13 protein-coding genes are annotated in these 20,264 nt (G+C 69.3%); 8 read left to right on the top strand and 5 right to left on the bottom strand.

The window, feature by feature from the left end:
* Nucleotides 1–87: 87 nt before the first annotated feature.
* Nucleotides 88–1,083: a hypothetical protein gene (locus JNW91_RS06720; protein ID WP_203174049.1), complete on the bottom strand. Its 996-nt coding sequence runs from the start codon at nt 1,081–1,083 to the stop codon at nt 88–90.
* Between the two features lie 711 nt (nt 1,084–1,794).
* On the opposite strand from JNW91_RS06720, the gene JNW91_RS06715 reads away from it, so the two are divergent.
* Nucleotides 1,795–4,434 (top strand): TIM-barrel domain-containing protein, encoded by a 2,640-nt coding sequence (locus JNW91_RS06715; RefSeq protein ID WP_309244262.1) that lies wholly within the window; start codon nt 1,795–1,797, stop codon nt 4,432–4,434.
* 194 nt (nt 4,435–4,628) lie between these two features.
* Nucleotides 4,629–5,006, top strand: coding sequence for a four-helix bundle copper-binding protein (locus JNW91_RS06710; protein WP_203174047.1), 378 nt, complete (start codon nt 4,629–4,631; stop codon nt 5,004–5,006).
* Between the two features lie 167 nt (nt 5,007–5,173).
* On the opposite strand, the gene rox is transcribed toward JNW91_RS06710, so the two are convergent.
* A complete protein-coding gene (gene rox / locus JNW91_RS06705) occupies nt 5,174–6,589 on the bottom strand; it encodes a rifampin monooxygenase (RefSeq protein WP_309244261.1) in 1,416 nt (471 codons plus the stop codon).
* 616 nt (nt 6,590–7,205) lie between these two features.
* Here rox and argS point away from each other — a divergent pair.
* The 4 genes from argS (at nt 7,206) to JNW91_RS06685 (ending at nt 13,805) form a co-directional block, all read left to right on the top strand.
* Nucleotides 7,206–8,924: an arginine--tRNA ligase gene (gene argS, locus JNW91_RS06700; RefSeq protein ID WP_203174046.1), complete on the top strand. Its 1,719-nt coding sequence runs from the start codon at nt 7,206–7,208 to the stop codon at nt 8,922–8,924.
* Nucleotides 8,925–9,016: 92 nt separating this feature from the next.
* A complete protein-coding gene (locus JNW91_RS06695) occupies nt 9,017–9,787 on the top strand; it encodes an IclR family transcriptional regulator (protein WP_203174045.1) in 771 nt (256 codons plus the stop codon).
* A gap of 554 nt (nt 9,788–10,341) precedes the next feature.
* Nucleotides 10,342–11,772 (top strand): extracellular solute-binding protein, encoded by a 1,431-nt coding sequence (locus JNW91_RS06690; protein WP_203174044.1) that lies wholly within the window; start codon nt 10,342–10,344, stop codon nt 11,770–11,772.
* Nucleotides 11,773–11,897: 125 nt separating this feature from the next.
* The gene (locus tag JNW91_RS06685) at nt 11,898–13,805 is read left to right on the top strand and encodes an ABC transporter permease (RefSeq protein WP_238424495.1); all 1,908 of its coding nucleotides are present in this window, start codon (nt 11,898–11,900) and stop codon (nt 13,803–13,805) included.
* Between the two features lie 111 nt (nt 13,806–13,916).
* On the opposite strand, the gene JNW91_RS32000 is transcribed toward JNW91_RS06685, so the two are convergent.
* On the bottom strand, nt 13,917–15,545 hold the full coding sequence (locus JNW91_RS32000) for a GNAT family N-acetyltransferase (RefSeq protein ID WP_238424494.1): 1,629 nt from the start codon (nt 15,543–15,545) through the stop codon (nt 13,917–13,919).
* A 107-nt stretch (nt 15,546–15,652) separates the two neighbouring features.
* Nucleotides 15,653–16,441: an SAM-dependent methyltransferase gene (locus JNW91_RS06675; RefSeq protein WP_203174042.1), complete on the bottom strand. Its 789-nt coding sequence runs from the start codon at nt 16,439–16,441 to the stop codon at nt 15,653–15,655.
* Between the two features lie 145 nt (nt 16,442–16,586).
* Here JNW91_RS06675 and JNW91_RS06670 point away from each other — a divergent pair, with 145 nt between their 5' ends.
* A complete protein-coding gene (locus JNW91_RS06670) occupies nt 16,587–17,051 on the top strand; it encodes a hypothetical protein (protein WP_203174041.1) in 465 nt (154 codons plus the stop codon).
* Between the two features lie 17 nt (nt 17,052–17,068).
* Here the strand turns inward: JNW91_RS06670 and JNW91_RS06665 are convergent, their stop codons facing one another.
* Entirely contained in the window at nt 17,069–19,468 is a 2,400-nt protein-coding gene (locus JNW91_RS06665; RefSeq protein WP_203174040.1) for a glycoside hydrolase family 65 protein, read from the bottom strand.
* A gap of 171 nt (nt 19,469–19,639) precedes the next feature.
* Here JNW91_RS06665 and JNW91_RS06660 point away from each other — a divergent pair.
* Nucleotides 19,640–20,264 (top strand): phosphatase PAP2 family protein (locus JNW91_RS06660; RefSeq protein WP_203174039.1); only part of this gene is annotated, 625 nt, incomplete at its 3' end.

The raw sequence follows: 20,264 nt of genomic DNA, 5'->3' as shown, positions 1-20,264 counted from the left end.
TTTATGACTTGGCGCTCCACTGCCGGCCGGATCCCACCTCGTGAACAGCCGTGTACGCGGCTCGGGCTCGGTTGGCCCTGGCGTCTGTCAACGGCGACGAAGCCTGTCCAACAGCGACCTTTGCTGCGGCGGTGGCGCGGGTGGTCTGCCAAGCGAGACGCTTCCATTGCCTGGCCACTCCTGGGATGCAGCGGTCAGATCCACTGCATGGTTAAGTGTTTCGTTCGGCATGCCTGGGGTTATGTAAACCAACTGCGCCACGGAAACGCCAATTGTGAGTGGTCTGGTTTCGGCCGCTTTACGCATCATCAGGTATCTGGTCTCGACCAACCCGGCGACGTCTGAGCGGCATGCTGGGTCCACCCAAGCTGCGGTGATTAGCGCATAGAGCGCGGCTTCGGTAATCCAGTCCTCGACACCATAGGCCAGCTCGATCAACATTTGTCGCCTGGTCGATGTCGGCCACGGTTGCTCCGGTCGATGATGCAGCAGCCCCACGCAGCACCACGCCTGGATGTAGCGCTCCCACAAGCCTGGCAGGCGATCCCATCGGCCTGCCGGCATCTGCGGCGGATGAACCATGCTGGCCAGCAGGTCCTCTGCCTCAATGTCTGCAAGCGGACCGGCCGCGTCATACATCATCGGCGGTGGCGCCCACGGCAGGCCGGCAAAGTGAGCTGCGATAGCGGCAGAACCAGCGGTGCTCGGCGGGTTCAACGCCGGCGACGCGTTGACACCGTCGAATCGCCACTGCACGATGCCGGGCTTCGATGGTTTCCGCGGATCGGGCTGCCCGGGATCGCCCATGGCGATGACCGCCTTTGGCCACCAACGGCGGAAGGTGGTCAGGGCACTGGGCACCTCCATCGAGGAGATACCGAGCTCGCAAGGCATTGAGCGGGTCTTCGGGTCAGTCTGGGCGAGAATCTTGATGCACGACTCGGTGGCAGCCGGGACTCGGCCGAGCCACGGCAAACCTTCGCAGCTGGTGACCAGCTCGAGACGTTCATGGCTTTGGGCCGGTTTGGCTCGTAGGCGATCAGCCAGAGCAATCAGGCTTGCCGCATTGATGTCTTCAGGCATGTCGTCTCCCCGCGAACGCGCAAGGCAACATCTTAGGCTGCAGGCGGCCGGAGTGATCGACGTACAGCACGGAAGCACAGCAACGCGAGCGACCGCAGGAGCCGCGACGGGTCAGAACCGTGCCTTCCGATGTCGCACCGCACCGCACCGCAAGAGACTGCGCCGCCGTGACCTACGGACCGCGCTGCCGAGCCGCGTGAGGGCATCGCGGGCGCCCCCGAGGACACCACCATCTGGATCTCCCTGGTGATGGCGATCTGCGCGTACCGAACGATCTGCATCGCCATTCGAGGTGCACATCCAGATCGGCCAGGAGTGCGGGGCAGGCCGCCGGACGGTGATCCGCCGGACCCCGGCCTCGTCGCCGCCGCGGGCCGACTTCAGGAGCTGGCGGGCCTCGACCCGCACGTCGAGCGGGCCAGCGTTGCGCCTGCCGGACGAGTACGACCGCCGCCGGAAGAGAGATGGGACACCCTCCAAGGTCCGTTGACATGTGTTTCGGTCAAGTGACAGCGTTGTCATCGACTCATTTCCTCCATATGAGACGAGGAGCGCATCTTGCTCTATCGGAGTTCACGCCGTCGCGCGACATCAGCCGCCGCGACCGGCATTCTCATCACGGGGTTGATACTCGCTCCGTCCGCGCCGGCCCAGGCCGGCCACAACCAGGCGAAAGACCAAGCCGTTCGCTCGGGCGACGCACGTTTCGAAGTGCTGTCCCCGACCCTGATCCGCACCGAGTACCAGAAGGACGGCAGGTTCACCGACGCCGCCACGTTCAACGCCATCGGGCGCGATGACTTCCCCCGTACGCGTTTCACGAAGCGCATCGATCACGGTTGGCTCACCATCGACACCGGTGCGATGACGTTGCGTTACCAGGTCGGCTCGGGCGCGTTCACCGCCGACAACCTCACCGTGCAGCTGAAGACCGGCAAGCAGACTGTGCAGGGCAGTCCCTGGGCCGGCAAGAGTGCTCCGGACTGCACGTTCGGCGCGCTCTGCGAGGCCGAATCGCTGCAGCTGAGCGGCCCCGGCGTGGCCACCGACCACCGGGGATACACCGGACGCGGCTTCGCGGCCGGTTTCACCTCGTCCGGCGACTCCGTCAAGTTCGCGCTCGACGCTCCAGAGAACGGCACGAAGCAGCTCACCGTCCGCTACGCCAACAGCGCCGGCGGCGACGGTCAGACCGTGGCCCGCACCCTGACGGTTCAGGTCGACGGGGACGGTGGCCGCACGCTGACGCTGCCGCCCACCGCGAACTGGGACACCTGGGGCCTGGCCAGCGTGCCGGTCGACCTCACCGCGGGCCGGCACGAGATCAGCGTCGTGCGCGGTCCCAACGACTCCGGCAATGTGAACATCGACAGCCTTGCGATGGTCAACCCGGGCGATCCGTTCCCGGCACCGGCCGCGCCTCAGCCGCAGCCCCTGCGGTTCGGCACGCTGGGCGAGGCGGAGACCGGCGCGCTGACCGGCGGCGCGAGGCCCGCGAACGACCACAACGGCGCTTCCGGTACGGGATTCCTGGCCGGTCTGGAAAGCACCACGTCCGCCGACGCGCTCACCGTGACGGATGTTCCGTCCACGGGTGACTATCAGATGCAGATCCGCTACGCCAACGGGCAGGCCGGCTCCCAGCCGAGCCAGACGCGCACCATGTCGGTCACCGCGGGAACGGCGGCACCGGTCACGGCGACCCTGCCGCCCACCAGCGGATGGGACTACTGGAACACGGTTTCCGTTCCGGTCCACCTCAACCGCGGCACCAACACCGTGACCCTGGGTTGCCCCACGGATGCCAGCTGCAACATCAACGTGGACACGGTCGCCGTCACGAGGGCGGGCTCCCCGCTGCTCGCCCCGCACGCGCCGCTCGGCGGCTACCGCCGGGGCCTGGACGGCGTGACCGGTTCCGCGCCCACCTCTCCGGGTCTGCTCTACCAGGACGGCTGGTACCTGCTCGACGACTCGGCCTCGGCCCTGAGCACCACCAAGCCCCGGCCCGCCGCCGAGCAGGACGGCTACGTCTTCGCGTACGGGCAGGACTTCACCCGCGGTTTGAAGGACCTGTCGACCCTGACCGGGCCCACGAAGCTGCTGCCGAGGTGGGCGTACGGGGTGTGGTACTCCGAGTACTACGACCGCACCGCGACCGACTTCCAGAACATCGTGGCCCGGGCCAGGGCCGAGGGTGTGCCGATGGATGTGCTTGTCCTCGACACCGACGTGAAGGCGCCGGACAGGTGGAACGGCTGGAGCATCGACCCCACCCGGATTCCCGACCCGAAGGCGTTCTTCGACTGGGCCAGGAAGCAGGACCTGCACACCGGCATCAACATCCACCCGAGCATCCTGGGCTCGGACCCGAAGTTCGCGCAGGCGCAGGCCACCGCGAAGGGCAAGCTGCAACGCGTCGGCTGCAACGGCGGCGCCGACTGCTACGCGTTCGACTTCGGCGACCCGGACCAGCTCAAGGCGTACATGCAGCTCCACGACGGGATGGTGCCGAAGGGCAGCAAGGGCCCGGACCTCTGGTGGATGGACTGGTGCTGCGACAACTCGAAGTCCTCGCTCGCCGGTGTGACTCCGGACGCATGGATCAACCAGCAGTACGCCGACAAGACCGGTTTCGCGTTCTCCCGGGCGTACGGCTCGTTGCAGGCCGGCGGTTACGGCAGCCCGACCCCGGTACCGACCGGACCGTGGGCCGACAAGCGCACCACGCTGCATTTCACCGGCGACACCACCTCCGACTGGCAGACCCTGCAGATGGAGGTCGGCTACACGCCGGGCGAGTCGGCCGCGACCGGGCTGGCCGCGGTCAGCCACGACATCGGCGGGCACACGGGCGGCCTGCAGCAGCCGGGCAGCGAACCGGACAGCACGAAACTGCCCGACGACCTCTACGCCCGGTGGGTCCAGTTCGGTACGTTCCAGCCGATCGACCGGCTGCACTCCAACCACAGCGACCGGCTGCCCTGGCAGTACGGCCCGGTGGCGAACGCGTCGGCCAAGAAGTTCCTGAACCTGCGGGAGAAGCTGCTGCCGTACACCTACGCCGCTGCTCAGGAGGCCACTCGCACGGGTACGCCCATCGTCCGCTCGATGTACCTGGCATACCCGCATGAGCAGGCCGCGTACGCCACTGCCGGTTCCGAGTACCTCTACGGCCCGGACTACCTGGTGGCACCCGTGACGACGCCCGGCGACACCGCCACGACGTCGGTGTGGTTCCCGCCGGGCAACAGCTGGACCGACATCTTCACCGGGAAGACGTATCGGGGCGGCACCACGCAGAACATCACCACCACGCTGGACACCATGCCGGTGTTCAAGAAGCACTGAGACGGTCAGTCCCAGACCGGCACCCACCATCGCCAGCCTTCCGGGGCCGGCTTCCAGGACGGGTCCGACGCGGGCCGGGTGGGGCGACCCACCCGCCCGCGGGCATCACCGGTCGCTCGGCTGGGCCCGATGAGAATCCTTACCCCGCTTAGCCGAGCCCGGGGCCGGGTACGCGCAGCGTTGACCAGACGTGCGTGAGGAAGGTCGGTTTTGAGATGGCGGCGCAAGGCATGACCAAGGACGTGATGGATCGGGCGATAACCGACGCGTTGGAGTGTTCGCGGATTTGCGAAGAGACGTTGGCCTACTGCCTGCGTCAAGGTGGCCGGCACACCGAGGCCGAGCACATCAAGCTGATGGTGGACTGCGCGGAGATATGCCGGACGGCGGCGGCGTTCATGGGGCGCGGGTCGCGGTACAACGCGGAGATATCGCGTATCTGTGCTCAGATCTGCCAGGCGTGCGCGGTGGACTGCGCGCAGTTCAGCGGAGACGAACAGATGATGCGCTGCGCCGAGCAGTGCCGCCGGTGCGCCGACTCGTGCACCCAGATGGCCGCCGTTACCGTCTGAACTCACTCGCGCCGGGCGGGTCCGAGGATGGCGTACGTCACCAGGCCCGTGACCGCCAGGACCACGGCGACCACCGCCGCAGGCCCGCTGGTGTGGGGCTGGCCCTGCCAGGTGGCGAGGGCGCCCCACGTGCTCGACTGCGTTCATGTCCGGTCGCTCAGCCGAATTCAGTTGGCGGGCTCGCCGAACCAGCGGGAGAGGTGGTCGTCCAGGTCCTGCTGATCGTCGCCGATCCAGGCGACGTGGCCGTCGGGACGTAGCAGGACGCACGGAACGTCCAGTGCGGCACTCCGATCCGCGAGGTGGTCGACCCGGTCCGACCAGCCGTCGACGGTGAGGCGTTCGGTGCGGTCCAGCAGCAGGCCGCGGCCGCGACGCAGCAGACCGTAGAGGTGGCCCTGTTTCAGGTCGATGTCACGCAGGCGGCGGCCGAGCAGGTCGGGGCCCGCGCCGAAGTCGTAGCGCACGCCGATCGCGGTGATCTTCTCGATCAGATGGCGGTTCACCTCGTCGAAGTCCATCAGTTCGGTGAGCAGCCTGCGCACGGCCTGCGCGCCCGGGTCGGTGGACAGCAGTGCCATCTGGGCGCGGGTGTTGTCCAGCACGTCCTCGGCCACCGGATGACGTTCGGCCTGGTAGGTGTCCAGCAGTGTCACCGGCGCCCAGCCGCGGACCTGTGCGGCCAGTTTCCAGCCGAGGTTGAATGCGTCCTGAACGCCCAGGTTCAGGCCCTGTCCGCCGATGGGTGGATGGATGTGTGCCGCATCGCCGGCCAGCAGCACCCGCCCGACCCGGTAACGTTCGGCGAGCCGTGTGGCATCCCCGAAGCGGGACAACCAGCGCGGGGAGTGGACTCCGAAATCGGTTCCGGCGACGGCGCGCAACCGTTGTCTGAAGTCATCGAGGGTGGGCGGCTTCGCGCGGTCGCTGACTCCCTCGGCGGGGACGACGACGCTGTAGACCCCAACGCCTGCGGGCCGGAGCCAGAACCGTTCGTGGGTCTCGCTGATCTCGGCCACCTTGGCGGCGATCTCCTCCTGCGGCGCGCCCACTTCCATCTCACCCATCAGCGTCTCGCTCCGCGAGGGCTCGCCGGGGAAGCCGACGCCGAGCAGTTTGCGGATCGTACTGCGCCCGCCGTCACAGCCGACGAGATAGCGCGTACGCAGCTGTTCCCCGTCGGCCAGCACGACGGTCACACCGTCGTCGTCCTGCTCGAAATCGGTCACCGCGCAGCCGCGCCGGATCTGCGCACCCAGTGCGGTCGCGTGTTCTTCGAGCAGGTGAACAATGACCGGCTGCGGGATGCCCACCAGATAGGCGTGCGCGGAATCCAGGTCCTCGGGCGCGGGTTTGTTGATGGCGGCGAAGAAACCGCCGGCCGGGCGCTGTCTTCCGCGTTCGAGAATGCGCTCCAGCAGCCCGCGCATCGCCATCAGCTCGAGACTGCGAATGTGCAGCCCGACTATGCGAACGAACGACACGGGCTCGGTGTCCTTCTCCAGCACGAGTACCCGCACGTCGTGCAGCCGCAGCTCGGCGGCCAGCATCGCACCGGTCGGCCCGCACCCGGCGATGATCACGTCGAACGTGCGGGGCGCGCGCTCGGTGCCGGAGGCCGGCGATGGGAGTCCGGGGACGTCGCCCGCGGTGGAGTCGCGCTCGACCGTGTCGTTCGACGACGGCGCGGATTGCAGAGAGTGCACAGGTGTTGCCTTTCGGGAGTGCCGTGTTGGCGAGGCGCTCCCGGCGACACCTACGTCAATCGCCCGGCCGTGGCAGGAAGGGGAAGCGCCCACATCGATACAACGTTCATGGGTCTCACCTCCTCGGGTGGTGTCACGGTCGGCTGCAAGTTACAAGCCCGAACCTCATCCCGTCCAGCCTTTTCCCAGCCACATCGCGACTCGGAACGGCCCGTGCGGCGGCGCTGTCGATCGGGGGGTCCATGGCGTTGCACGGCCCCGGGGTCGGCAGGTTAGGCTGCTGCCATGTCCAGCTCGCACGCGTTCCCGACGGCGTCCCCCGACGTCCTGTTCGGCGCGCTGCGACGCCGGCGGTCCTGCGACCGCCCGCGCTGAGCATTCCTCACCTGCGACCGGCGGATCGAGCCGCCGGTCATCGCCGATCGTCCTCGGTCCGCCCGCATCCCCTTCCGGTGATCCGAGAGCGGCGGATCCGAGCGAGATCGGCGTACCCATGGATCTGGAGAAACTGCTCACCGACCGGCTGGCGCCGGCGTTCGCGACGGTGGCCGGCGCACCGGTGGACCCGGTCGTGCGGCGGTCTCAGCGCGCGGACTTTCAGTCCGACGCGGCGCTGGCCCTGGCCCGGCGGCTCGGCCGGCCGCCGCGTGCCGTCGCCGCCGAGGTGCTGGAGTACGCCGAGGTGGCCGACGTGTGCAGCGTCGCGGAGGTGTCCGGGCCGGGCTTTCTCAACCTGACCGTCGCCGACGAGGCCCTGGCCGGGCTTGTTCGCGCGCTCGCCGCCGACCCGCGGCTGGGTGTGCCGGTGACCGTCGAGCCGGAGACCGTGGTGATCGACTATTCGGCGCCGAACGTGGCGAAGGAGATGCACGTCGGTCACCTGCGGTCGACGGTGATCGGCGACGCGGCGGCCCGACTGCTGGAGTGGCTGGGGCACCGGGTGCTGCGGGCCAATCACCTGGGTGACTGGGGCACCCCGTTCGGAATGCTGATCGAGCACCTGGTCGACCTGGGTGAGGCCGAGGCGGCGCAGGAGCTGTCCATGGGTGACCTGGACTCGTTCTACAAGGCGGCCCGGGCCACGTTCGACGCCGACGAGGCGTTCCGTGAGCGGTCCCGGCGGCGGGTGGTGGCCCTGCAGGGCGGTGATCCGGCGACGCTGCGGCTGTGGCGGCTGCTGGTGCGGCAGTCCGAGCGGTACTTCACGACCGTGTACGACAGGCTCGACGTCACCCTCACCGAGCGTGACTTCCACGGCGAGAGCAGCTACAACGACCTGCTCGGCCCGGTGGTCGAGGACCTGGACCGGCTCGGTCTGCTGCGGGAGAGCGACGGGGCGTCCTGCGTGTTCCCGCCCGACTCCGTGGGCCGGGACGGCGAGCCGCTGCCGCTGATCGTGCGCAAGTCCGACGGCGGGTACGGCTACTCGGCGACCGACCTGGCGGCGATCCGCCATCGGACCGGCACGCTGGGCGCGACCCGGCTGCTCTACGTGGTCGGGCTGCCGCAGCGGCGGCATTTCGAGATGGTGTACGCCGTCGCCGCGCAGGCCGGCTGGCTGTTCCCTCCGGCCCGGGCCGAGCACGTCGGGTTCGGCTCCATCCTCGGGTCGGACGGGCGGATGCTGCGCAGCCGGGCCGGTGAGTCGGTGAAGTTGGTCGGGCTGCTGGAGGAGGCGATCGCGCGGGCCACCGCGCTGACCCGAAAGCGGAACCCGGAGCTGGGCGAGGCGGAATCGGCCGAGGTGGGCCGGGCGGTCGGCATCGGTGCCATCAAGTACGCGGATCTGTCCAGTGACCGGCACAAGGACTACGTGCTCGACTGGGACCGGATGCTGTCGTTGGACGGCAACACCGCGCCCTACCTCCAGTACGCGTACTCCCGGATCCGGTCCATCTTCCGGCGGGCCGGAGTGGCGGCCCGCCCGGACGCGGCGATCTCGCTGGCCGAGCCGGCGGAGCGGGCGCTCGCCTTCGAGCTGGTCGGCTTCGGCAGGGTGGTCGGCGAGGTGGCGGAGAACCTGGAGTTCCACCACCTCGCCGGCTACCTGTACCGGTTGGCCGCCACGTTCAGCGCGTACTACGAGCGCTGCCCGGTGCTGCGGGTCGACGGGCCGGTCCGGGAGAGCCGGCTGGTGCTCTGCGACCTGACCGGCCGGGTGCTTCAGCAGGGCCTGTACCTGCTCGGCATCCGCACCCCCGAACGGATGTGAGCGCGCGTGACGTTGACGTAGCTATCCTCTTCAGGTGCTGGCCCGTGTGGAGATCATTGACACGGGTCCGGCATTTGGAAGGGACTATCGACATGCCCCGTGTGGTATCGGCGGTCATCCGCGCACTCGACATCCTCGAACTGTTCCTGGACCACTCCCAACTGTCGGCCCGCCAGGTGATGGAGCGGCTCGACCTACCCCGCACCACCGTCCACGAACTGCTCGTCACGCTCGAGGCTCGCTCGTACCTGATCTCCGTACCGGGCCAGCCGGTGCGGTATCGGCTCGGCATGCCGCTGTTCCAGCTCGGTGCGGCGTTCGCCGGCCGGCTTGACCTGGTCCGCGAGGCGCAGAGCGTCGCACGGGACGTGGCCGCCGCGTGCGACGAGGCGGTCCACGTTGCCGTGCTCGATGGCGCCAACGTCATCTACCTCGTCAAGTTCGACAGCACGCATCCCGTCCGGATGGTCTCTGCGGTCGGGCGGCGGCTGCCGGCCCACTGCACGGCGGTCGGCAAGATACTGCTGTCGGGCCTCGATCAGGCGAGCTTGGACGCCGTCCTGACGAAGGGCGACCTGCCGGGCATGACGCCGGACAGCATCACCGACCCGGACCGCCTACGCGCACACCTCGAACGTGTCCGGGTGGAGAGCATCGCGGTCGACATCGGGGAGTCTGACAGCGCCATGCGCTGCGTCGCCGCGCCGGTCCGCGACCATTCCGGCGCGACCATCGCCGCGATGAGCCTGTCCGCGCCGATCATTCGCTGGACCCCCCAGGTGCACGTCGAGTGGACCGGGCTGGTTCGCGAGGGCGCGGCCACGCTGTCCGCCCGCATGGGCTACCGGGCGCAGCCGCGATAGCCGCTCGCCGTTTCGGCCGAAATAACATCGAAACATTGACATCTCTCACGGCGTTGCTCTAGCGTCGCGTCCACTCGACACGGCATCTCGAACTCGGTTCGAAATCTCGAACGGCGGGGGCCCGTGACCCGACCGGACTGGAAGGTCAGCGCCGCTCTCTCGGCCCGGTCGCCGATCGCCCCGACGTCGTCGCGCTACCGGCGAGCAGCACGCGGAATCTCTCGTGAGGTTCGCCGGAGGCTCGGGACACGTCGACCGAACCTGTGCGGTTGACGGCATCGCGGAGAAACACGCGGCATCTGGACCAGCGTCCGGATATCGCCAAGACAAAGCGTGTGTGAAGGACGACCGACGGCGAACGGCGGCAAGGGCGGGCCGTCGCCACCGTGGCAACCTCACCAACTCCTACGAAGAGCATGCGAACGCATTGATCGATGCGGCGACGTGTCCGTGGCCGCCGACGCAGAGACACACCTGAAGCACGAGGATCCCGGTTTTCGTCACGTACGCCCTTGGCGTGCGGTGGTGCGGGGAGATGAAGGGGGCGAATGTCCATGAAGGACAGACCAGTGTGGTCCCGGCGCGGCTTTCTGGGTACCGGGGTGGGGGTGCTCGGCGCAGCCGGTCTGGCCGCGTGTGGGGGCAACTCCGGATCACCCACCAGGGTGCAGCCGGAAGTTCCGCAGGAGCTGGTCGACGCGGCCGCGTCGATGAAGGGCTCCTCGATGGGGATGCTGTCACAGAAGCTGTACTCGACGGCGGCGAACGATGCCCTCGACAGCTCGATCAAGAAGTTCGCCGACACCACCGGAACGAAGATCGAGAACAGTCTGGTCCAGGCCGACGCCGGTGACGTGGTGGCCAAGATCCATGCGGAGGTCAGGGGCGGGGTGGCGCGTGACCTGGCCTTCATGACCGACTCACGGTTCGTCGCGCAGTTTCAGGCCTTGGGCGACCTGGAGGACGTGACGGACGTCGTCCAGGCGCTGACCGCCAAGTACGGCGAACCCTGCGCTGAGGCCAAGAACTACTGCGTCTTCGACGGCAAGTGGTTCGCAATCCCGTACCACTTCATCGGGATCGGGTCGTTCCTGCGCAAGGACTGGATGCAGGACAAGGGCATCTCCCCCAAGGACATCTACAGCTGGGAGGAACTGCGGGATCTGTGCCTGGAGATTTCCGATCCGACGAAACGCCGGTTCGGTTGGGGCATGACGGTGAACCGGTCCGGTGACGGCAACGGGATGATCGAGGCGCTGATCAACGCCTACGGCGGGTCGATCGCGTCCAACGACGGCAGGAAGGTCACGTTCGACTCCCCCGAGACGGTGCAGGCGGTGACCTTCCTGGGTGACATCTACACCAATCCCAAGTACAAGCCGATGCTGCCGCCGGGAATCGCCAGCTGGACCGACACCAGCAACAACGAGAACTGGCTCGCCGGGATCCTCGGTTACACCCGCAACCAGTTCAGCGTCTACGCGGACTCCAGGACCAAGAAGAACCCGGTGCACGCGAACACCCACGTGTTCTCCGACTGCATCGGGCCGGCGACCAACAACCCTCTGCTGCTCGGCCAGTCGCAGGGCTTCGTCATCTTCAAGGGCGCCAAGAACCCGGCGCTCGCCAAGCTCCTGGCGCAGTACCTGGTCAGCGCGCCCGCGCTGCTCGGGGTGGCGAAGGAGGCACCCGGCCTGGTGATGCCCGCCTGGCAGAAGGTCTGGGACGCCGACCCGTTCTTCACCAGCGGCGACCCGGCGTTCCCCATGCTGCGGAAGATCACCGAACTGTCGCTGCCGCTGAACACGAAGAACGGCCTGGCCTTCCCGCAGAAGGCCAGCGCGGGCCAGCAGGCGGTGGGGTCGGCCTACGTCCTCACCGACATGATGCAGCAGGTCGTGCAGGGCACAGCGCCGGCGCAGGCCGTGACGGCCGCCCACGCGAAGATGGTGCAGATCTTCAACCAGCAGGGGCTGCGGCAGTGAAGTCGGTCCGTCCTGCGCGGGTCCCGGCGGCGAGGAAGTCCCCGCCGCCGGGGCCCGGCTCCCTCACTGCGGTCCAGCGGCGGCTGGGTCGTGACTGGCGACTGGCGGCACTGTTCCTGGCGCCGATGGCCGTGCTGGTCGGCGGGCTCGTCCTCGTGCCGATCGCCCGGTCGATCATCACGAGCACCACCGAACGGCACGGGCAGGACACCGTCTTCGTCGGCCTGGACAACTACCTCGCGCTCGTCGGCGACGACCAGTTCCACACCGGCGTGGTGAACTCGTTCGTCTTCACCGCGTACGCCGAGGTGTTCAAGGTCGTGCTGGGGCTGTCCGCGGCCCTGCTGCTGCACCATCGGCGCCGTGGGCGGGCCGTGCTGGCCGGGCTGCTGCTGGTGCCGTGGGTGGTGCCGACGGTGGTGACGGCGTTCAGTTGGCGCTCGTTGCTCGACCCGATCTTCGGCAGCGTCAACACCCTGCTCACCGCTACCGGGATCGGGCCGCTGCTGGCCAGCGCGCACCTGGTCGACAGCTGGCCCGCGGGCTGGCTGTCCGACCCGTCCCTTGCCATGCCCTCGGTGATCCTCGTCAACGTCTGGAAGGGCGTGCCGTTCTTCACCGTGTGTTTCCTCGCGGGATTGAAGGCCATCCCGGCGGACCTCTACGAGGCGGCGACCATCGACGGCGCCTCGTCGTGGCAGCGGTTCACCCACGTGACGCTGCCCGGACTGCGCCACGTGATCACCGTGACGGTGACCCTGTCGTCGATCTGGACGTTCAACAACTTCGACCTCGTCTGGTTGCTGACGCAGGGCGGCCCGGGTGACGTGACCGCGCCGTACGTGCTCATCGCGTACTCGAAGGCGATCCTGCAACTGCAGTACGGCGCGGGGGCTGCGGTCACGCTCGTCATGCTGCCGGTCATCGGCGGGCTGGTGTTCGTCCTGGTCCGGTTGCTGCGCCAGGACAGCAGCATCAAACTTCCCCGACGACGCCGGGCAGCGCGGTGGATCGGGACGAGGCGGTGGGCCGGGACGGCGCGGAAGGCGCTGCCGTGGGTCGTCGCCGCACTGGTCACCGGGCTGCTGGCCTGGGCATCGCCACAGATCTTCTGGAAGGCGGCGGTGATCCTCGGGGTGATCCTGCTGATCGCGGCGGCGGTCGGTCGGGTGGTCTCGACCCTCCAGTCGCGAGGCGGTCGCCGGTCGTCGTCCCTTGTGTCGGGCCTGGGGTCCTGGGTCGCGCTGGCCGGGTTGCTCTTCTTCGTGCTGGGCCCGCTGTACTGGATCGCCGTCACGGCCTTCAAATCCGAGGGTCAGGTCGTCATGCGTACCGACGACCTGTGGCCGACGCCGTGGACCCTGGAGCAGTTCGGGGCCCTGTTCGCCAACCAACCGTTCGGCCGCTGGTATCTCAACACACTGCTGGTGTCCGCGGCGTCCACCGCGGTGGCACTGGTCTGCGCCGCCCTGGCGGGCTACGCGTTGGCCCGGCTGCGGTTCCGCGGGGCGCAGGGCTTCACCGTCACGGTGCTGCTCACCTACGTGATGCCGGGCGCGCTGCTGTTCATCCCGCTCTACCAGATGCTCATCGGCGCGCGGCTCACCGACTCGTTGTGGTCTCTGGTGGTGACGTACCCGACCTTCACGCTTCCGTTCGCCACCTGGCTGCTGGTGGGGTACTTCTCGTCGATCCCCGTCGAGCTTGAGGAGGCCGCGCTGGTCGACGGTTGCAGCCGCGTCCAGGCGTTCGGACGGGTGGTGCTGCCCCTCGCCAAGCCGGGACTGCTGGCGGTCGCGCTCTTCACCCTGACCAACGCCTGGAACGAATTCCTCTTCGCCTTCGTGTTCATCACGAAGGACGAGTACAAGACGCTCCCGGTGGGGATGCAGTCGATGATCGCCGGAGACGTCGTGCCGCAGGGACAACTCGCTGCGGCGTCGCTGCTCGTCAGCATCCCCGTGGTGGTCATGTACGCCCTCGGGCAGCGCTTCCTGACCGAAGGGCTCACCGCGGGAGCGGTGAAGGGCTGACCGACCGGCCGTGCTGCCCCTGACTACCAGTACTCACACAGCTTCCGCAGGTGCTCGGCCACGCCAGAGGGTGCTACGGCCAGCGAACTCACGGGGACGAGCCGGCGACACCTACCCGTAGACGATCTCCTGAAACGCTTCGACCCACACCACGTGGATGCGGTCCCAGGTGCGGTAGAGGCTGCCGAAGTAGGTGATCTGCTGCGCCGTCATGCTCGTGGCAGATCCGCTCAGAGTGGTGCGGTACAACGCGTCGAGGTGCCTGGGCACAGCAGCGTAGGGGTCCGCGGCGAGTCGGTCGAACTCACGCGACGCGCGACCCTCGAAACTGATGAGACCCATCGGCCGCTTTCCCGGGAAGGGCGCGGGCCACTCCCGGTCAAGCAGTTGGGACCCTTCGAGTCGCAGCTTCATCAGGGCGTCCTGCGCGTCGTCGAAATCGAGGACGTGCAGCAGAGGCTCGCGTCGCGGAACGTGCTGGTCCCAGAGCGCCTCATGCCGCTGCGAGTCCCGGGCCGGGTGGGTCGGTTCGTACGGTGGGGCGTTGTCCAGCCAACGGCGGACCAGGTCCCGGGCTTCGTTGCGCTTCCGTTCCTCGTTGTTCCGCCTCTCCGCAGCGAGCAGATCCAGGCAGGACCTGCACCACGGCGTGGTAACTCTGCGCTCGACGTCGCTCCGCTCGCCCTGCGGGATCTGCATCCCGCAACCCTGGCAGCGCTCCGACCGCCCCGCGAACAGTCGCTCAAACATCCGTCGATACTTCCACGCCGACAGCCCCTCCGTCGGTAGCCCGTCGGCCCGAAGGATCGACGCGCCCGAGACCTGACCCGAGCCCTGTGCCGTCACCATCGCCAGCCGCTTCTCGAACCAGTGGTGGGCGTAGCGCTCGGTGTTGTACGCCTCGATCTCCCGGTAACCGGCCGCCCGGTACAGGGCGATCGCCTCGGTGAGGTTGCGGTTGGTGTCCAGCCGCACGGCGGTCACGCCGCGCTCGGCCGCGTACCGTTCCAGCTCACCCAACAGCCGCCGCCCGATGCCGAGCCCGCGTACGGTGTCCGCGACCCAGACGCGTTTGATCTCGGCGGGCGCGTCGCGGTGCAGTTTGACGGCACCACAGCCGATCGGTTCGGTGTTGAGGGTGGCGAGCAGGAGCACCCCGGCGGGTGGGACGAGTTCCTCGTCGTGGACCGGGTTGCTCAACGCGGGGTCGAACCCGTCATCGAATCGTCGTGCGACGTCCCGGGCGTACGCGCGCAGGCACGCGCGGGCCCGTGGATCGTTCGGCGGGCACGGCTCGATGACGACCATCGATCCGATCAGGAGTCGTTCGACCTCGGCCATGGCGGCGACGAGTCGTTCCCGGCGGTGTTCGGTGAGGGGTTCGAGGATCGAGGCGGCGAGGTCGTCGGACCGCTGGTCGAGTTGGGTCCATTCGGTCCGGCCGGCGTCGGTGAGCTGCGCTGTGCGTACCCGGGCGTCGCCGCCGGCCCGGTCGGCCGGTCCGACGGTGACGAGGCCGTCGTTCTCCAGGGTGCGCAGGAGCCGGCTGAGGTATCCCGAGTCCAGGCCGAGCCGGGCGCGTAGCGCGGCGACCTCGGCCCCGGCGGGCCCGATCTCCCAGAGCAGACGGGCCTGCCCCAGAGGGCGCCCCTGCGCCATGTACTCGTCGTCGAGCGCACCCACCCGTTGGGTGACCGTCCGGTTGAACCGCCGCACGGCGGCGATCAGCGCAGAGTCCATACACCTGACTTTAGTCAGGTTATCCACGGCGGCGGTAGGAGAAGATGGCGGCGTGGTCCAGGCGTCCGACGTACCACCCGGGAAGGCCGCCGGAGGCGAAAGCGGGGTCAGCGGCGAACGCCGACCCCGGCGTAGCCGTGCGAGTCCACGAGTTCCGGCTCGCCGTCCGGCCGCCACCGGGTGGTCTCCACCAGGCCCGGTTCCACCAGGTCGTACCCGGTGAAGAAGCGCGACGTCTCGGCGTGCGTGCGGGGCACCAGCGGCGCGCTGCTGTTGCGGTAGATGGCCTTCCCGCGCTCGGCCAGCTCCGGTGGGATGCCATCCAACGTCAGGTGGGACAGCACCAGGTGACTGCCGGGCACGGTCGCGTCGCGCAGTCGGGCGACCGCCGCCCACGGGTCGTCGTCGTTCGACACGAAATGCAGCACCGCGAGGAGCAGCACCGCCACCGGCCGGTCCAGGTCGAGCGTGGCCCGCACGTCCGGGTGCGCCAGCAGGTCGTCGGGCCGGCGCAGGTCGCCCTGGACGACCGCCGTGCCGGGCACGTCCGTCAACAACTGCCGGGCGTACGCGACGGCCACGTCGTCATAGTCCACGTAGACCACCCGCGCGTCCGGGGCCACCGTCCGCACCACCTCGTGCACGGTGCCCTGGGTGGGCAGCCCGGCGCCGATGTCCAGGAACTGGCGTACGCCCTGCGCGGCGGCGTACCGGACCGCTCGGCGCAGGAAGTGCCGGTTGGTCTGGGCGGCGACCCCGGTCTCCGGGAAGATCTCCAGCACCCGTTCCGCGGCGGCCCGGTCGGCGGCGAAGTTGTGACTGCCACCCAGGAAGTAGTCGTACATCCGGGCGACGTTGGGTCGGGCGGTGGCTTCGGATGCCGGCTGGTCGGTCACGAGGTGTCCCTTCGACGGCGCGGTCGGATCTCGATGTCTAGCACCCTGGCCGACGACCCGCCGACCCCTCGTGTCGTTGATCCGGCTGCGCCCATGGTCATCGCAGATCACCGTGGGGGCACCGACTCAACGAGGAGGGACGCCGATGACCAGTCAGCGGGAAACCGTGCGGGTCGACAACGACCTGTTCCGCGCCGTGTACGACTCGCCCGGTTCGCTGCCCGGCCGGCACCGGTGGACCACCCCCGAGTCGGACGTCCGGCGGTTGGAGAAACTGCTCGGCATGCCGCCACGCAGCATCGGCGCCCCGCTGTGGGTCAGCGGCGACGACCCGGACTGCCCGAAGTGCGGACGGCGGATCACCTGGTACGACATCGTCTCGTCGGCGCTCTCCGGCCTGCACGACAAGACCATGATCGCGACCGTCATCCTGGGCGAACGCAAGTACGTCAACACCGAGGTCCCCGATGCCATCGCCGGCGTGCGGTGCTCCGACTGCCACACCGCGATCGACGGCCTGCGCAGCTTCAAATGCCACAACTGGGCGTACGCCTTCGAGGCGCTGGAGGCCGTCCGCGAGCGGATGGCGGGCGGCCCCGCGCCGACCTGAGCCGGCAGGCCGACAGGTCAGCCCGCCGAACGGCGGGTGGGACGGCGGCCGGGCGGGGATGCCGGCTCCGGCCCGGGGTCGGACACCGGCGGCATCGGACGGGTGACCGGCGCGAGGCCGGTGACCCGCAGCGACTCGCCGTGGTGCCACAGCTCGACCTCGACGTCGGAGGTGCTGTCGGGCAGCTCGTAGCGGGCCTCGGCCGGAGTCAACGTCACCCGCAGCCGGTGGCCGCGCCAGCGCAGGCTGAACGCCAGCCGTTCGATCCGCCGGGGCAACCGGGGGTCGAACGAGAGCACCCCCCGGTCGTCGCGCAGCCCGCCGAAGCCCTGCACCAGCGCCAACCACGCACCGGCCAGCGACGCCAGGTGCAGCCCGTCGGCGGTCTTGTCGCCCAGGTCCTCCAGATCCTGGAGGACCGACTCGGCGAACAGGTCGTACGCCAGGTCCAGGTGCCCGACCTCGGCGGCCAGCACCGCCTGCGGTGCCGCCGACAGAGACGAGTCACGGACCGTGCGGGGCTCGTAGTAGGCCAGGTTGCGGGCCTTCTCGTCGGCCGTGAACTCGCCGGGGCAGAGCTGCATGGCCAGCACCAGGTCGGCCTGCTTGACCACCTGTTTGCGGTACAGCTCCAGATACGGGTAGTGCAGCAGCAGCGGGTAGTCGTCCTCGCCGGTGTTCGCGAAGTCCCACTCCGGCTGCTCGGTGAACCCGGCGGCCTGCTGGTGCACCCCGCGCTCCCGGTCGTACGGGATGAACATCGCGTCGGCGGCGGCCCGCCAGCCGGTCACCTCCGCCCGGTCCACGCCGAGCCGACCGGCCAGCTCGGGCAGGCGCTCGACGGCGTCCGCCGCCCCACGCAGATTGCGCCGGGCCATCAGGTTCGTGAACAGGTTGTCGTCGACCAGCGCCGCGTACTCGTCCGGGCCGGTCACCCCGTGCAGGTGGAAGGTCTCCGCATCGGACCAGTGGCCGAAGCCGTGCCACATCCGGGCGGTCTCCACGAGCAGTTCCAGCCCCGCCTCGGCGAGGAACCGCTGATCGTCGGTGGCCGCCAGGTAGCGCAGCACCGCGTCGGCGATGTCGGCGTTGACGTGCAGCGCTGCGGTGCCCGCCGGCCAGTAGCCGGAGCACTCCCGGCCGCCGATCGTCCGCCACGGGAACGTCGCACCGGCCAGCCGCAGCTCCGCGGCCCGCTCCCGCGCCTCTGGCAGGTGGGCGTGCCGCCAGCTCAGCGCCGAGCGGGCCACCGCCGGGGCCAGATAGGTGAGCACCGGCAGGACGTAGCTCTCGGTGTCCCAGAGCACGTGCCCGTCGTAGCCGTTGCCGGTCAACCCCTTGGCCGAGATGGTCCGGTCACCGTCCGGGCGACCGGCCTGGATCAAATGGAACATCGCGAACCGGACCGCCTGCTGCAGTTCCGGGTCGCCGTCGAGCTGCACGTCGGCGACCTGCCAGGCCGCGTCCAGGGCGGCCCGCTGGTCGGTGAGCAGAGCGTCGAAGCCGTCCGCGCGGGCCGCATCCGCCTCGGCGGCGACCAGGTCGGCCAGCTCGTCGATGGGCGTCCCGTCGACCGTCGCGCACTCGTACGCGGCGAACTTCGTCAGCCGCAGCCGCTCCCCCGGGTGCAGCCGGCCCGCCACCGTCAGCCGTACCCGGTCCGGGGTGCCGTCACCGGTGACCGCCACCGTGTCCGGGGCGTCCACCAGGTGGCTGACCGCCACCGCGACCCGCTGGCCGCTACGCTCGGTACGGTGCACCAGCACCCCGTCAAGGCCGTCCGCGCGGTGCGTTTCGCCGGTTAGCGGCTCGGTCAGCACCGAAGCGGCCCGGGGGTCGTCGGAGCGTTCCGGCACCTTCTCGTTGGCCAGCAGGTCCGAGCAGACCCGCAGTTCGACGGGCGCGTCCAGCGGCTGCACCTCGTACCGGACGGCGGCGACCGGACGCCGGGGCAGGGACACCAGCCGGGTGCTGCGGACGAGCACCCTCCGCCCGGTCGGCGAGATCCACTCGGTTTCCCGGCGCAGCACACCCGCGCGCAGGTCGAGCACCCGTTCGTGGCTGCGCAGCGTCCCGGTCCGGAGGTCCAGCGGCTCGTCGTCGACCCAGAGCCGGATCAGCGCGGCGTTCGGCGCGCTCACGACAGTGTCGCTGGCCTGAGGGAAGGCGTACCCCTCCTCGGGATAGCTCAGCTCGCGCCGCTCGTGGAAGCCGTTGACGTAGCTGCCCGGCATTCCACACGGCGTACCCTCGTCGAGGACACCGCGCCAGCCCACCCACCCGTTGCCCAACGCGAAGATCGACTCGGTCTCGCCGAGCCGGTCCAGGTCCCCGGCCGTACGCCGGATCCGCCAGGTCTCGTCATCCACCACCCCGGCAGCGGGCGGCGGTTGGTCGGTGGCGGAACTGGTCTGCACAAAGCCTCCTGTTGATGCCGACGTCCCTGTCCAGCCAAGCAGAAGCGCCTGTGCGGTTGCTGGACGGAGGTCGCGGGACCGACCCTGACCTTCGATTGAAGCGGTGCCCTCTGCCGCGTTCCTACGATGTCCCCATCGTGAACGGGGTATGAACATCTAGTGAGGTGATGCATGGTCGACAACGGCAGCATGGACGTTCCTGGGATCAGCGCCGAGTGGTACCGCGACGTCGTCGACGCCGCCGCCAGCAGCCCCGACCCGTTGCAGTGGTTCGTGGGGCACGCCACCGAAGGGGTGATCCTGCTGCTCGGCGCGCTGCTGCTGGTGGCCGCGCTGAGCCGCCTGTCCGGCGGCCCGCGCGACCGCGCACTCGCCCTGGTCGCGCCCGTGCCGACCCTCCTGGCGTACGCGAGCAGCGAGTGGCTCAAGACCGTGGTGGACGAGGATCGGCCATGCCGGACGGTCGGCCAGGCGATCCTCGCGGCCTGCCCACCGCCCGGTGACTGGTCGTTCCCCAGCAACCACTCCACCATCGCCGGCGCCGTGGCGGTCACCACACTGCTGCTCTCCCGCCGACTCGGCCTGATCGCGCTGCCGCTCGCCGCGTTGGCCGCCTTCTCCCGGGTCTTCGTGGGCGTGCACTACCCCCACGACGTGGCCGCGGGCGTACTGCTCGGCGCCCTCTTCGCCGCACTGCTGACCCCGCTGCTGGCCCGACCGACCGCCGAGGCGCTACGCCGCCGAGCCAACAACGCCACCCGCCCAACCCCAGAACGTACGCAACCGCCCCCACCCC

This window comes from Micromonospora parastrephiae (genome assembly GCF_016802865.1).
GTDB lineage: Bacteria > Actinomycetota > Actinomycetes > Mycobacteriales > Micromonosporaceae > Micromonospora > Micromonospora parastrephiae.
This window is presented reverse-complemented; position numbering and strand designations above follow the sequence as displayed.

Excerpts from the sequence above, each read along its gene's own strand:
- JNW91_RS06720 (WP_203174049.1), bottom strand. The coding sequence starts at position 1,083 with ATGCCTGAAGACATCAATGCGGCAAGCCTGATTGCTCTGGCTGATCGC.
- argS (WP_203174046.1), top strand. The coding sequence starts at position 7,206 with ATGGATCTGGAGAAACTGCTCACCGACCGGCTGGCGCCGGCGTTCGCG.
- JNW91_RS06695 (WP_203174045.1), top strand. The coding sequence starts at position 9,017 with ATGCCCCGTGTGGTATCGGCGGTCATCCGCGCACTCGACATCCTCGAA.
- JNW91_RS06690 (WP_203174044.1), top strand. The coding sequence starts at position 10,342 with ATGAAGGACAGACCAGTGTGGTCCCGGCGCGGCTTTCTGGGTACCGGG.
- JNW91_RS06685 (WP_238424495.1), top strand. The coding sequence starts at position 11,898 with ATGGCCGTGCTGGTCGGCGGGCTCGTCCTCGTGCCGATCGCCCGGTCG.
- JNW91_RS32000 (WP_238424494.1), bottom strand. The coding sequence starts at position 15,545 with ATGGACTCTGCGCTGATCGCCGCCGTGCGGCGGTTCAACCGGACGGTC.
- JNW91_RS06670 (WP_203174041.1), top strand. The coding sequence starts at position 16,587 with ATGACCAGTCAGCGGGAAACCGTGCGGGTCGACAACGACCTGTTCCGC.